12 protein-coding genes are annotated in these 13,488 nt (G+C 61.6%); 3 read left to right on the forward strand and 9 right to left on the reverse strand.

Going from position 1 to position 13,488, the window contains the following annotated elements; translation table 11 throughout:
• The first annotated feature begins 26 nt into the window (after positions 1-26).
• Positions 27-893, forward strand: coding sequence for a hypothetical protein (locus tag ACRAWE_RS09715; protein ID WP_063919235.1), 867 nt, complete (start codon positions 27-29; stop codon positions 891-893).
• A gap of 6 nt (positions 894-899) precedes the next feature.
• Here ACRAWE_RS09715 and ACRAWE_RS09720 read toward each other — a convergent pair whose 3' ends face one another.
• The 7 genes from ACRAWE_RS09720 to ebgR form a co-directional block, all read right to left on the reverse strand.
• On the reverse strand, positions 900-1,493 hold the full coding sequence (locus ACRAWE_RS09720) for an ATP-dependent Clp protease proteolytic subunit (RefSeq protein WP_019454759.1): 594 nt from the start codon (positions 1,491-1,493) through the stop codon (positions 900-902).
• Between the two features lie 45 nt (positions 1,494-1,538).
• A complete protein-coding gene (locus ACRAWE_RS09725) occupies positions 1,539-1,868 on the reverse strand; it encodes an SRPBCC family protein (RefSeq protein ID WP_019454758.1) in 330 nt (109 codons plus the stop codon).
• Positions 1,865-2,179: an ArsR/SmtB family transcription factor gene (locus ACRAWE_RS09730; RefSeq protein ID WP_063919232.1), complete on the reverse strand. Its 315-nt coding sequence runs from the start codon at positions 2,177-2,179 to the stop codon at positions 1,865-1,867. The genes ACRAWE_RS09725 and ACRAWE_RS09730 overlap by 4 nt, the downstream gene beginning before the upstream one ends.
• A gap of 103 nt (positions 2,180-2,282) precedes the next feature.
• On the reverse strand, positions 2,283-3,785 hold the full coding sequence (locus ACRAWE_RS09735; RefSeq protein WP_019454756.1) for an amino acid permease: 1,503 nt from the start codon (positions 3,783-3,785) through the stop codon (positions 2,283-2,285).
• Between the two features lie 58 nt (positions 3,786-3,843).
• On the reverse strand, positions 3,844-4,296 hold the full coding sequence (locus tag ACRAWE_RS09740) for a beta-galactosidase subunit beta (protein ID WP_019454755.1): 453 nt from the start codon (positions 4,294-4,296) through the stop codon (positions 3,844-3,846).
• Complete coding sequence (ebgA, locus tag ACRAWE_RS09745) at positions 4,293-7,382, reverse strand: beta-galactosidase subunit alpha (RefSeq protein WP_432525291.1); 3,090 nt, start codon at positions 7,380-7,382, stop codon at positions 4,293-4,295. The genes ACRAWE_RS09740 and ebgA overlap by 4 nt, the downstream gene beginning before the upstream one ends.
• Before the next feature lie 167 nt (positions 7,383-7,549).
• Complete coding sequence (gene ebgR, locus ACRAWE_RS09750) at positions 7,550-8,530, reverse strand: transcriptional regulator EbgR (RefSeq protein ID WP_074054476.1); 981 nt, start codon at positions 8,528-8,530, stop codon at positions 7,550-7,552.
• Between the two features lie 337 nt (positions 8,531-8,867).
• On the opposite strand from ebgR, the gene ygjJ reads away from it, so the two are divergent.
• On the forward strand, positions 8,868-9,938 hold the full coding sequence (gene ygjJ / locus ACRAWE_RS09755) for a protein YgjJ (RefSeq protein ID WP_432525292.1): 1,071 nt from the start codon (positions 8,868-8,870) through the stop codon (positions 9,936-9,938).
• 17 nt (positions 9,939-9,955) lie between these two features.
• Positions 9,956-12,325 (forward strand): alpha-glucosidase, encoded by a 2,370-nt coding sequence (ygjK, locus tag ACRAWE_RS09760; RefSeq protein WP_432525293.1) that lies wholly within the window; start codon positions 9,956-9,958, stop codon positions 12,323-12,325.
• Positions 12,326-12,368: 43 nt separating this feature from the next.
• Here the strand turns inward: ygjK and ACRAWE_RS09765 are convergent, their stop codons facing one another.
• Together ACRAWE_RS09765 and ACRAWE_RS09770 are read right to left on the reverse strand one after the other, a co-directional pair.
• Entirely contained in the window at positions 12,369-12,794 is a 426-nt protein-coding gene (locus tag ACRAWE_RS09765) for a universal stress protein (RefSeq protein ID WP_019454750.1), read from the reverse strand.
• 147 nt (positions 12,795-12,941) lie between these two features.
• Positions 12,942-13,460 carry a hypothetical protein gene (locus ACRAWE_RS09770; protein WP_154746984.1) on the reverse strand — a complete coding sequence of 173 codons (519 nt, stop codon included), beginning with the start codon at positions 13,458-13,460 and terminating at the stop codon, positions 12,942-12,944.
• Positions 13,461-13,488 lie beyond the last annotated feature (28 nt).

The following is a 13,488-nucleotide window of genomic DNA, read 5'->3' on the forward strand; positions in this document are numbered from 1 at the left end:
TTTTTTAAGTACAGGAAATAGGGAAAATGAGTCTAAGCAGATTCCAGCTACAGTTTCATCTGGAGAAACAGGCCAACATCATCAGACAGTCACCGGCGTTCCACGCCGCCATCGTCAAGCACGGGGAGTTATTGAAAGAGACCTACAAAAAACATCCGCTGTTTTACAAAATCATCTTCAGGAACAGCCGGTTCATTATTTGTTCCACCATCCTGTCCATTTATTACCACCAGCCCGCCGCCGGGTTGAAAGACATCAAGGCCTTTTTTAAAGGGAAGAATATGATCAGCGAGAATTCTCTGGATTCCTTTCTGTTCTTCTTGCGGGTCGGCCGTCGGCTGGAGGTCAAACCCTGCGAATATGACAAACGCCAGCTGCGCTATAGGCCGACGCCGAACGCACTGGCGGAAACCCAGGCGCTGATCGCCTCGATGGCGCGGCCCTATCAGGCGCTGGCACCGCAGATGCCCATCGCGGCGCTGCTGGCGGAGCCCGACTTTCTGCCCGCCTTTTTCGCCGCCTACGGGCAGCTGATGCTCAAGGAGATCTACCTGATCGATCTGGTGCCGCAATCCGCGCTGTTTATCAGCAAAGACGCCGGCCACATGGTGCTGCTGATGCTGCATATCGAAAGCATCCGGCAGAACTCCCCCTTTCTGCTGCTCTCCTCGGCGAAAATCGCCAAGTCGTGTTCCGTCTCCCGCGCGCACGTGAATCGCATCCTGCAGGCGGCGGAAAAATCCGGCCTGCTGACCACCACCAATAACGTGGTGATCGAACTCAACAGCTCGTTCTTTATCATGGCGGAGCGCTATTTCAGCCTCTATTTCGCGATGGTCGAATGCGGGCTTGAACGGGTTTGGCACACGCCGCAGCCCGCCGAAAGCCCCTGAGTCGCTTCACCGTTCATGCAGCACCTTATCGATCAGCCCCCAGGCCGCCGCTTCGTCGGCGGTCATAAAGCGATCGCGATCCAACGCCTGCTCCACCGCTTCATCGCTCAGGCCGCAATGTTGGGCGTACAGCCGGATCACCCGAGCTTTGGTGCGCTTCATCTCTTCGGCGTGGATCAGGATATCGGACGCCTGCCCCTGAAAGCCGCCCAACGGCTGGTGCACATGCAGGCTGGCGTTAGGCAGCGCCATGCGGTGCCCCGGCTCGCCGGCCATCAGCAGGAACGAGCCCATCGAGCGTGCGGTGCCCATGCACAGCGTATGCACCGGCGCGCGGATGTACTGCATGGTGTCGTAAATCGCCAGCCCGCTGGTGATCGCCCCGCCCGGCGAGTTGATGTACAGGTGGATCGGTTTTTCCGGATTTTCCGCCTCCAGAAACAGCAGCTGGGCGCACAGCATTTCGGCCACGTCGTCGTTGACTTCGCCATTGAGAAACACGATTCGGTCGCGCAGCAGGCGCGAGTATATGTCAAAGGAACGTTCTCCCCGGCTGGTCTGTTCCACCACCATTGGGACGAGCATCATCTTCTCACGCATCGGTGAACTCCTGGGTTGGCAACAAAGGGAAGTGTGTTTAACGCGTCAGGCGGCGCGCATCACCGTTGTCGGGCCGTCGTTGGCGGCGTCTGGCTGGTGGATAATCCGCAGCACACTGCCGCCGTCGGCGTTCGGCACAATCTGCAGGGTCACGACGCTTTCGAGAAACGGCGGTTGGTCGTCGCGCAGACGGTAGCTCACCGCCTCGCCCGGCGTGGCGGCCAACGGTTCAGCCTGCGCCAGGTCGCCGGTCGGCAGCCATTGCTCGCGCAGCTCGGGAATGCTGAGCGCCCGCCACACTTTTTCCGGCGGCGCATCAAGCGAATATTCCAACACCAGCCGGTCGTGCGGCGGCGGCTCAGCCCGTTTGTTCATTGATCCATGTCCTTCAGCAAGGTTTGCAGCGCCTCGATGCGCGCCGGCCAATAAGCGCGGTACTTCGCCAGCCACTGCGCGATCTGCGCCAGCCCGTCCGGGTCGACCTGGTAATTGACGCAGCGCCCCTGCTTCGCCTCGCACACCAGCCCGGCGTTGCGCAGCACCGCCAGGTGTTGCGACATCGCCGATTGGCTGATGGGCAGCCCTTCGCGCAGCGCGCTGGCGTTCATGCTACCGGCGGCGAGTTTGTCGAAGATGCTGCGGCGGGTCGGATCGGCCAGCGCCTTGAAGATGTCATTTTCGTTCATACAAACACATTAGTACTCACTTATGTATTATGCAAACGCAGAGGCAGGATTATTTACGCAAGGCGAGACTCCGCGCCGGGGCGCGGAGTCGATAGGTGAGCAATTACAGCGGTTTATTGCATGCGGGCGTGGTCAGCGCGGGTTGACCGGCAGGCGCCCCCTCCTGCGCTTCCAGCGCGAGACGCGCCAGCGGCATGTCTTCGTGGTAGCGCGCTTCGGCGTTCAGGCTCTTCGAGTAGCGGTTGTACTTCCACCAGGCGTAGCCGAGGAACACCACCAGCCCGCCGACGTTATAGAACACGATGGTCATGATGCTGGCGCCGGTCGGGAACGTCGAGGCGAAGAAGCCGACGGTGAAGATGGCGATCAGCACGCTGACGATGGCGATGCCCTGCAGGCGCGAGCCCATTTTGAAATCGCGCGCCACCCGGTCGTACTTCAGCCGCAGATTCAGGTAGGCCAGCATGATGAACAACGGCGGCAGCATCGAAGCAGCGGCGGTCATGTTGATCAGCGTATTCATCAAATCCTGCACGCTGCTGGAACCCAACGTCGGGATCAGCATCAGCGGGATGACGATGAAGAACTGGATCCAGGCGGCGCGCGTCGGCACGCCGTGCCGGTTCAGGCGGATGGTTTTCTCGCCGAAAATGCCCTTCGGGATCTCGGTGAAGAAAATCTTCACCGGCGCCGCCGTCCACATCAGCAGCGAGCCGAACATGGCGGTGAAGGAGACGATGCCGACAAAGCGGTTCATCAACACCGTCGGCAGGCCGAAATGCGCCGACAGGCCTTCGAACACCTGCACCGTGCCGCCGGTAAAGTGCAGGTCGGTGCGATGCACGAACACGTTGATCAGCAGCGAAGACACCGAATACAGCACGCCGATGAACAGCCCGGAAACGATGATCACCTTCACGAAGGCGCGGCTGCCGCCTTTCACATCGTTCACGTACACCGCCACGGATTCCGCCCCGCCCGCCGCCTGGAAGATCCAGGCGGTAATGCCGAGGAACGCCCAGTTGAAGTTCGGCGTCATCGCCTGCACGTTGATCGGATCGGCCGGTTCGATGCCGCCCAGCACCGCCGCGCCCGCCAGGATGATGTAGGAAAACGTCAGCAACAGCATCAGCGACGAGGTGACGGAGGTCATCGGCCCCAGCAGTTTCGCGCCGCTGTTGGAGATGTAGGTCGAGAAGGCGAACAGGAAGATACTGATGATCGCCGTGGTCAGCGGGGTAAACACATAGTCATAGCCCAAGAACGCGTACGAGGCGTAGGCGATGACGCGCGGCAGCAGCGCGGTGAAGAAAAACAGATTCACGAACCAGTAGGTGTAGGCGGTGATAAACGCCCAGCGCCCGCCGAGCGCGCTTTTGACCCAGGCATAGACGCCAGCCTCGGAGTTGCGGTTGAGCGAGACGAACTCGGCGATGATCAGGCAAAAGGGAATGAAGTAAATGATCGTCGCCACCAGGAATACCGGCGACGAGGCGATGCCGAGCTGAATATTGTTGTTGATCACGTTGTTGAAACTGAACACTGCCGCAAACGTCATCGACAGCAGACCAAACTTGCCGATGGTGTTTCTGTTCGACGCAGCCATAGAGATTCTCCGAATGGTGTAGGGGACTTCGGTTTGTTGTTATCGATCGGCGGTCGCGCTATTTGTTGATGAAATAGCTGTCTTCCACCGTCACTTTTAAAATGACTTTTTTTACCTTGCCGCTTTCTTTGAAGCGGTGAGCCTGGTGGTTTTCGAAGATCACCACGTTGCCTTTACCAACCCGGCGCCTCTCGCCTTCGCCGCTGAAAAACTCGCGGTCGGTTTCGTCCTGATAGGGCGCCACCGTCGCCAGCGTCCGTTTGTCGGCGACTTCGACGATCTCTTCTCCCTCGAGGTAGTAGTGCACGTCGAAGTAGCGGCGGTTGCCCTCCAGCCAGCCGTGCTGCCGGCCGGCGCCGACGCTCAGCCGATACGTCAGCGAGTCGCCGATCGAATGGCACACGTTCGGGCTGATGCGATCGACATTGGCGATCGCCTCCATGCAGCGCAGCCATTTCTTGCCGCTGTGATAAATGCGCTGAAACTCCGTCAGGGATTCGAGAATGATCATGCGTTTTCCTCCGCAGACTGCGGGTGATGAGGGGCCGGCGCGAAGTCATAACCGGCGAGCGCGGCGCCGTCCGTTTGCCGGCCGTCGAACGGCACCAGCGTGAAGCCGTAGCTGAACGGCGCCAGATAGACCCGGTGGGTGTCCAGCACCTCGGAACCCCAGGAGTTGGAGCCGAGGCCGAGCACCTGATCGTCCAGGTTCAGCGTTAGGCAATCGTCAGGCTCCAGCTCGTTGATGTGCTGGGCCTGATGCAGCATCTCGGCGCTGTACGGCCACAGGCTGAAGTTGATCGGCCGCCGCGGTTGGATGAAGATCTCCTTGCCCGCTGCGTCCTGCAGGCTCAGCCAGCGCACGTCCTGCCGATTGCCGTTGTCCTGCGGGAACGGATAGTGTTCGAACAGCGCATCGGCGTGCTGCCGGTAGCGGCCGATAAGGTTGGCCCGGCAGCTGTCGCGGTAGTTCTCACCCGGCCCGCGGCCGTAGTATTCCACCTGCTCGAAGCGGCGGCTGATGCCGAAATCGAGACCGATTTTCGGGATCACCTGCCGGAAATCGCCGTAAGGCTCCCCGGCCAGATCCAGGCTGACGCAGCCCTGCGGAGAGATGCGCCAGCGATAGGTGCAGCGCATGCCGAAGTCGAACACCGGCGGCGCGATCAGGCTGTACACCTCGATCAGCAAATCGTCTCCCTGCCATTGTCGGCTAAGGCGGCGGAAATGCTGTTGCATGATGGGGAAGTGATACGGCAACCAAATCCCCTCATATTCCTGTTTATGGTTATCGATCACCGGTTTGAAGAAGGTGATGCGCGGCGCGCGTCCCACTATTTCTTCATCGTCTACCCGCCACGACAGCAGTTCGCCGCTCAGCAGCGAGAACACCAGCTGGAACCGGCCGCCGCTGACGAGCAGCTGATGATTTTCCTCGCGGCATTGCAGCGCCGGCGCATCGACCACCGGTGGAGCCGGTAGCCGCTTCGCCGCCTGGCGCAGATGCTGGTAATGCCCCAGCCGCTGGCCGCTCTCGCTGTAGCGGGTGGCGCTGTCCTTATGCACCGCCACGTCGATCAGCGTTTCCCCCGGCCCCAGCGCCAGCACCGGCAGGTGCATGTCTTCGCTCTCGCCCGGCTGCAGATGCGGCAGCTTGAATTCGTAACTCGCCACCTGGCGGCCGTCGGTCTTGACGCTGACCTTCAGCGTGATGTCCGCCAGCGAGCTGAACCAGTAGCGGTTTTTCACCCGCAGCACGTCGCCTGCGCCTTCTTCCGCCGTCACTTCCACCGGGCACAGCACCTGCTGATATTCACGCAGGCCGGGGCCAGGGCGCTGATCCGGGTAGATCAGGCCGTCCATGCAGAAGTTGTAGTTGTTCGGGTAGTCGCCGTAATCGCCGCCGTACTGGTAGCACTCGCGCCCCTGCTCGTCGTGGCTCAGCAGACCGTGATCGCACCATTCCCAGATGTAGTGCCCCTGCAAGCTGGCGTGGCGGTTGAACACCGACTGGTATTCGAACAGCCCGCCGGGGCCGTTGCCCATGGCGTGGGCGTATTCGCACAGAATGCGCGGTTTGGGGTGCGGGTATTCACCGAAGGCGTTCATCATCGCCACGCGGGAATACATGGTGCTGATCACGTCGGTCACTTCGGCGTCGCGGTCTTCCTCGTAGTGGATAAGGCGGGTCGGATCGAGCGCCTTGCAGCGCCGGGCCATGGCGCGAATGTTGCAGCCGTAACCGGATTCGTTGCCGAGCGACCAGATGATGATCGACGGGTGGTTTTTCTGCGCCGCCACGTGGCGCTCGATGCGCTCGACGTAGGCTTGCTCCCAACGCGGATCGTCGGTGATGCGGCTCAGATCGCCAACGTTGGCGAAGCCATGACTCTCCAGATCGGTCTCCGCCATCACAAACAGGCCATAGAGATCGCACAGCTCGTAAAAACGCGGATCGTTGGGGTAGTGGGCGGTGCGTACCGAGTTGATGTTGTGCTGTTTCATCAGCACGATGTCGCGTTCCACCCGCGCCATATCTACGGCGCGCCCTTTACGGTGATCGTGATCGTGGCGGTTGACGCCGTGCAGCTTGAGGTAGCGCCCGTTGACGTACATCAGCCCGTCGCGCACCGCGATCTCGCGGAAGCCCACCCGCTGCGGCACCACGCTCAGCAGGTTGCCGGTGCCGTCATACAGGCTGAGCAACAGCTGATACAGATAGGGATTTTCCGCGTTCCACTGCTGCGGACGGCTGACCGGCAGCTCGAAACGGCAGCTCAGCGCCCGCTCAATGCGCAGATCGTCGCGCCACTGCTCCGCCACGCAGCGATCGCCGTCGAACAGCTGCGCCTGCAGGCGGCAGCCCTCGGCGGCCGGCGATCCGAGATGACGCAGCTCGGCGTCGATCGCCAACTGCGCGTCGCAGTAGCGCTCATCGAAGGTGGTAACCAGCGTCAGGTCGTGAAGGTGAGTGGCGCTCTGGCCGATCAGATAGACGTCGCGGAAGATGCCGGCCATCCACCACATGTCCTGATCTTCGATGTAGGTGGAATCGGCCCACTGCATCACCCGCACCGACAGCAGGTTCTCGCCCTGCCGCACATAGGGGCTGATGTCGAACTCGGCGCACAGTCGGCTGCCCTTGCTAAAGCCGACATAATGGCCGTTGACGTACACCTCGAAGTAGGTTTCCACGCCGTCGAATTTGATCAGCACTTGCTGATCCCGCCAGCCGGCGTCGAGCGTAAAGTGGCGCTGATAGGCGCCGGTCGGGTTGTTGGTCGGCACGTAAGGCACGTCGATCGGGAACGGGAAGCCCTCGTCGGTGTACTGCAGGTGGCCGTGCCCTTCCAACTGCCACATGCCCGGCACCGCCATATCGCCCCAGTCGCTCATCGGCTCACGGTAAAACGCCGCCGGCACCTGCGCCGGGTGATCGAAGAACCGAAAGCGCCAACGGCCGCTCAGCAGCTGGAAACACCGGCTGGCGTTGCGATCGAAGCTCAGCGCCTGCTCGGCGTCCGCGTAGCTGAAGAAGCTCGCGCGCGGCGCCAACCGGTGCTCCGACTGTTTTTCAATGTTTTCCCAATTATTCACGTCACGTCTCCCGACACCTGTGCAATGCGGAAACGATAGTAAATATTTAGTAAAAACTACAGCCGATATTTACCAAATGACGACAGGATCACAATAAATCTCAAATGCCTTTTTTTATCATGACGTTAATTTTGAGCGCCAACGCCCCCCGCCGAGGCGGGGGCCGGTCAGGCGACGGTGGTGTCGCGCAGCTGCAGCGAGCTGGGAACGAAGATCGACAGCGGGACGGCGCGTTCATCGCGCAGCCGCTCCACCAGCAGGTTGACGGCCTGTGCGCCCATGGTTTCCGAAGGGATGCGCACCGTGGACAAGGCGGGGAAAATAAAGCGGGCGGTGGGAATGTCGTTGACGCTGATCAGCGCAATCTGCCCCGGCACCTGGACGCCGTGTTCGTGCAGCGCGCGCAGCACGCCGATGGCGATCGAATCGGTCGCCACCAGCAACGCCGGCGGATAGCCATTCTGGCTTTGCAACATCGCTTTGGCGCACTGGTAGCCCGACTGGCTGCTGAAATCGCCGTGGTAAATATCCTGCGGGCGCACCACGTTTTGCTGCCGACCATACTCGACGAACGCCTGCTCGCGCTGGTCGATGCCCGCCGGATGGTCGCGCCCGCCGATAAAGCCGATGCGCTGATAGCCGCGGCCGATAAAGTAATCGATCACCTTGCGGCTGATCTTGTACAGGTCGACATTGACGCAGTCGAAACGCTCGTCGTCCACCACGCCGTCGATAAACACCACCGGCGCGTCCTGCAGCTTAAGCTGCTCATACAGCGCGGGCTGTGGCCGGCCGATCACCAGCAGGCCGTCGGCCGCCGGCAGCGCCTTGTCACCGGTAAAGTCGTAACCGGCGCTCAGCGTCACGCCCAGTTTTTCACACTGCGTTTCGATACCGTAGCGCATCGCCAGGTAATAGGGATCGTTGATCTCCACGCCCTGCGTATAGGTGAACAGCGCAGCAAAATGCAGGCGATGCCCGCTTTGCCGTTTGGAGGGTGCCACCTTGTATTCGAGGCGCTCCGCCGCTTCCAGGATCTTCTGGCGCGTTTGCGCCTTCACGCTCAGGGTGGGGTCGTCATTCAACACGCGCGAAACGGTGGCGACGGACACATTAGCGGCTTCAGCAATTTCCTTCAGTGTGGCCATAGAGTCCCAATGCACAGACGAAAAACGGTAGCTTAATCGGATAGCGGCGCGACGTACAGCGCCGCCCGCCCCCTCTCTTCCCAGACCGGGCCGGCACTCGCTCATGCAAATCGTTGCCAGGCGCCTGCATCGAAAGATACCCATTTCACCCGTTGTGATCAAGTTAACGATTTACTGATTAAAGCGTATTTTTTACTAAATACTTTACTAATATACCTGCCGTTTACCGCTCGCGATCGGGCGGACTTTATCTCTTCTCCCAGGGAGCCGGGAGCGACCTTGCGTGAGCCGCCGTTCGACTGACGCGCCGATCCATCCAACACCAGGCACATGCCCCATGACATCAATAAATCATCACGCCCTGTTGCCCTTATTACTGATACTCAGCGCGCCGGTCTGGGCGGCGCAGGACCCCGTTACCCCGGCGGAGCGCAATCAGCTGCCGCCGCCGCCGTTGTCCGATAGCGCCGCGACCGCCCTGCGCTTTTACGGCGAGCTCGGCATCGGCGGCAGCGTCTATTTGAACGGCGAACATCAGCATAAATACAGCGACGGCACCTACATCGAAGGCGGCCTCGAGATCAAACAGGGCCACTGGTTCGGCCTGATTTACGGCGAGGGCTGGACCGTCCAGGCCGACAGCCAGGGCCACGCCTGGACGCCCGGCCACAGCTGGGGCGGCTTCGAGGGTGGCCTGAACCGTTTCTACGGCGGTTACCGTACCGATGACGGCACCGAGATGATGCTTAGCGTACGCAACGACTCGTCGCTCGACGATCTGCAATGGTGGGGCGACTTCACGCCGGAGTACGGCTACGTGATCCCCAACACCCGCGATCTCAGCTACGCCGCCAAGCTGCAAAACCTGACCGGGCGCTTTCGCTACAGCGTGACGGCGGCGCCGGAAAGCCGCATCGACGAGAGCAAGGCGCTGCTGCACTTCGGCAAATACGACCGCTACTCCGACAAATACACCTACCGGGCGATGATCAACGGCTACACCCAGTACGATCTGCAGGACAATCTGACGCTGCTGAACGGCCTGGAAGTGACCGACGGCCTGGGGCAGCTGTTTCTGCTGGGGCTGCGCGGCAAACACCTGGCCGGCCGCGTCTGGCACCACACCGGCAAAGGCGACAGCGGCGGCCACACCGGCAGCGAGTCGGGCCTGATGCTCAGCGCGATGACGGAAACCGCCAAAGGGCTGTACCTCTCCACCGCCTACAGCTACGCCCGCCACCGGTTTGATCACGCGGCAGATACCGCCACCTCCTACGCCCAGTTCGGCGTCTGGTACGAATATGCCGGCGGTAAGCTGGCCACCGCGCTGGACAGCAAATTCTTTATGCGCAACGACAGCACCGGCGCCAGCAACTCGGTGTTTCTGATGCAATATTTCTATTGGTAACCGTTGAGGCCCCTACGATGAACATGACTCCCCTGACGCCGCTGACCACCGCCCTCACCCTCGCGCTGACGCTGGCGGGCTGCGCGCCGAAAACGCCCGACGCCCCGCTGGCCGAACGCTACCCAAACGTTATCGATCGCCACGGCGCGCCGCATTTTATGCTCGACTATGACTTCGACGATCATCAACGCTTCAACCCGTTCTTCGATCTCGGCGCCTGGCACGGCCACCTGTTGCCGAGCGGCCCGGAAGGCATGGGCGGCTTCCCCGGCCCGGCACTGCTGACCGAAGAATACATCAACTTTATGGCCAACAATTTCGATCGGCTCAGCGTATATCGCAACGGCAAGCCGGTGTCTTTCACCATGACGGCCTACAGCCTGCCCGGCGCCCTGGTGCAACGGCTCAACGCGCCGGGGGTGACCGTCAACCTGACGCTGCGCTTCGCCAGTGCGCGCACCTCGCTGCTGGAGACGCAAATTATCACCGATACGCCGCTGGAGCTGGTGTGGGACGGCGAATTGCTGGAGCGCTACGCGGCCAAAGAGCAAAAACCGCAGCCGCCGGCGACCATCGAACAGGCGTTTCCGGACTACAAGCGCCGCATTGTGCCGACGGCGGACGGCCTGCGCGTCACCTTCGGCAAGGTGCGTGCGCCGTCGCAGCTGATGACTTCCGGCCAGTCCGAGTATCAGATCCATAAATCGCTGCCGCAGCGCACCACGGTCGACGGCCACCGCTTCCGCGCCACGGCGCTCATCGCCGGCACCACCACGCTGTACACCACCTATTCGCATCTGCTCACCGCCGACGAGGCGCAGCGCGAACAGCGCGCTATCGCCGACATCCTCGCTCACCCGCAGCGCTATATGGCCGCGTCGGCCCAGCGTTGGGAACGCTATCTCGCCGCCGGGCTCCGCAACCCGCACGCCACGGCGGAACAAACCCGCGTGGCGGTCAAAGCGATAGAAACGCTGAACGGCAACTGGCGCGGCGCCGCCGGGGCGATGAAGTTCGACTCGGTCACCCCGTCGGTCACCGGGCGCTGGTTCTCCGGCAACCAAACCTGGCCGTGGGACACCTGGAAACAGGCCTACGCCCTGGCGCACTTCAACCCGGACGTGGCCAAGGACAACATTCGCGCGGTGTTCGCCTTCCAGATTCGGCCGGGCGACGCTTTGCGGCCGTGGGACGCCGGTTTCCTGCCCGACCTTATCGCCTACAACCCCAGCCCGGAGCGCGGCGGGGACGGTGGCAACTGGAACGAACGCAACACCAAGCCGAGCCTGGCGGCCTGGGCGGTGATGGAGGTGTATCGCGTCACCGGCGATAAGGGCTGGCTGGCGGAGATGTACCCGAAGCTGGTGGCTTACCATGACTGGTGGCTGCGCAACCGCGATCACAACGGCAACGGCGTGCCGGAGTACGGCGCCACCCGCGACAAAGCGCACAATACTCCCGACGGGCGCATGCTGTTTACCGTCAAACGCGGGCAACGTGAGCAAACGCTGGCCGGCCTCGACAACTACGATCGCATCGTGCGCGAGGGGCATTACGACAGCATCGCGATCCCGGCGCAAACCGCCGCCTCCTGGGAGTCGGGCCGCGACGATGCGGCAGTATTCGGCTTTATCGATCCGGATCAATTGGCGCGCTACGTGGCACAGGGCGGCAAACGCCAAGACTGGCAGGTGAAATTCGCCGAAAACCGCGCGCCCGACGGCACGCTGCTCGGCTACTCGCTGCTGCAGGAATCGGTGGATCAGGCCAGCTATATGTACAGCGACAACCGCTACCTGGCGGAGATGGCCGATATTCTGGGCCATGGCGCCGAGGCCGAGGCCTTCCGCGCCAAAGCCGATAAGCTGGCGGCCTATATCAACACCTGCATGTTCGATAAGCAGAGCGGTTTCTTCTACGACATTCGCATCGAAAGCCGGCCGTTGGCCAACGGCTGCGCCGGCAAACCGATCGTCGAACGCGGCAAAGGGCCGGAAGGCTGGTCACCGCTGTTCAACGGCGCCGCCAGCCAGCCGCACGCCGATGCGGTGGTCAGGGTGATGAAGGATCCGCGCGAGTTCAATACCTATGTGCCGCTCGGCACCGCGGCGCTGACCAACCCGGCATTCGGCGCGGACATCTACTGGCGTGGCCGCGTGTGGGTCGATCAGTTGTATTTCGGCCTCAAGGGCATGGAACGCTACGGCTATCGCGACGACGCGGTGGCGATGGCGCAGGCCTTCTTCCGCCACGCCGACGGCCTGGTCGCCGACGGGCCGATCCGCGAGAACTACAACCCGCTCACCGGCAAACAGCAAGGCGCGCCGAACTTCTCCTGGAGCGCGGCGCATCTGTACATGTTGTATAACGACTTCTTCACGCAATAAGCCGCGGCGGCCACCGTCATTGTTGCCCGGCGGTGGCCCGCGTTTATGATCGGATCGGGATCACCAGCACGTCGATATTCAGCTGGTTGATGGCGTTGCGGGTGGAGGAAAACAGATTGCTCCACAGATCGTGGTGATGGCCGAACACCAGCAGATCGATGTTCTTGTCCACGACCGCCGTGCGCAGTTCGTCAACGAAGCCGCCACGCCCGATAATCACTTCCGCGATCGGGTAATTGACGTTTTGCGTGGTAGGCTCCAGCTCTTTGCGGATCTTCTCTTCGAACGGTACACCGTCATAGCTGCGCTCCGAAAAGCCGATCGCCGCGTGGTAGGTGTCGTAGTGGACGTCCACATAGATCAGCGAGAGTTTGGCCTGCAGCGCCTCCGCCAGCAGCGCTCCCTTTTCGACCAGCCGTTTGCCGTCATCGCTCAGATCGGTGGCGATGACAATATGTCTGTAACACATAGCGCCTCCTGTCATGGACTCGGTAGAGACGAGGCTCCGATATCACGTCGGGGTCATATCGTTATGGTTAATTTTAGTTCAGAAATGGCGCGCCGGGCGGATGGCGATGCGGTGGGAAAGCCCCGTCGCCGGGGCTGAAAGCAGAAATTACTTCTCGCGCTGCGCCTCAAACCAGACGTTGCACAGCGACAGGATCAGCGTGTTGGCGTCTTTCACCAGCACGTTATCGCCGGGCACCCCGTCGCTACCCTGATCGGTGATGCCTTTAATGGGGGTATCCGCGTGCTGAATGGCCACGCGCTCGACCGACGGCGTGCTGATGCCCAGCATCGGGAAATCGATGTAGGAGCTGCTGCCGGCGTTGTCCTCGACGAACTCCTGCGCTTCTACGGTGCTGACCGTGGCCCCTTCGCTTTTCAGCGCCGTGCCGTTCCAGCTGAAGGCGTCCGCTTTATAACTGATTTTGCCGCCGATCAGGCTCTGCGCCTGCTGCTGATCCCAGCAGCCGGTGGTTTGGGTCGGCACGATCTTGCTGACGCGCCAGTTGCCCAGCAGCTGTTTGGGGATCGGCCCGGTATCGCTCTCCGCCGCCCGAACCTGAGTCGCCGAGACGCAGGCCAACACCACCAGCGGCAGCAGCGCCTTGCTCCAAGTGTTCAATCGCATTGTCTATTCCTTCGTTTCAGTACCCAGT

The sequence above is a fragment of the Serratia sp. BFP-2025 genome (genome assembly GCF_050880365.1).
Taxonomy (GTDB): domain Bacteria; phylum Pseudomonadota; class Gammaproteobacteria; order Enterobacterales; family Enterobacteriaceae; genus Serratia; species Serratia surfactantfaciens.

Excerpts from the sequence above, each read along its gene's own strand:
- ACRAWE_RS09715 (WP_063919235.1), top strand. The coding sequence starts at position 27 with ATGAGTCTAAGCAGATTCCAGCTACAGTTTCATCTGGAGAAACAGGCC.
- ACRAWE_RS09720 (WP_019454759.1), bottom strand. The coding sequence starts at position 1,493 with ATGCGTGAGAAGATGATGCTCGTCCCAATGGTGGTGGAACAGACCAGC.
- ACRAWE_RS09725 (WP_019454758.1), bottom strand. The coding sequence starts at position 1,868 with ATGAACAAACGGGCTGAGCCGCCGCCGCACGACCGGCTGGTGTTGGAA.
- ACRAWE_RS09730 (WP_063919232.1), bottom strand. The coding sequence starts at position 2,179 with ATGAACGAAAATGACATCTTCAAGGCGCTGGCCGATCCGACCCGCCGC.
- ACRAWE_RS09735 (WP_019454756.1), bottom strand. The coding sequence starts at position 3,785 with ATGGCTGCGTCGAACAGAAACACCATCGGCAAGTTTGGTCTGCTGTCG.
- ACRAWE_RS09740 (WP_019454755.1), bottom strand. The coding sequence starts at position 4,296 with ATGATCATTCTCGAATCCCTGACGGAGTTTCAGCGCATTTATCACAGC.
- ebgR (WP_074054476.1), bottom strand. The coding sequence starts at position 8,530 with ATGGCCACACTGAAGGAAATTGCTGAAGCCGCTAATGTGTCCGTCGCC.
- ygjJ (WP_432525292.1), top strand. The coding sequence starts at position 8,868 with ATGACATCAATAAATCATCACGCCCTGTTGCCCTTATTACTGATACTC.
- ygjK (WP_432525293.1), top strand. The coding sequence starts at position 9,956 with ATGAACATGACTCCCCTGACGCCGCTGACCACCGCCCTCACCCTCGCG.
- ACRAWE_RS09765 (WP_019454750.1), bottom strand. The coding sequence starts at position 12,794 with ATGTGTTACAGACATATTGTCATCGCCACCGATCTGAGCGATGACGGC.
- ACRAWE_RS09770 (WP_154746984.1), bottom strand. The coding sequence starts at position 13,460 with ATGCGATTGAACACTTGGAGCAAGGCGCTGCTGCCGCTGGTGGTGTTG.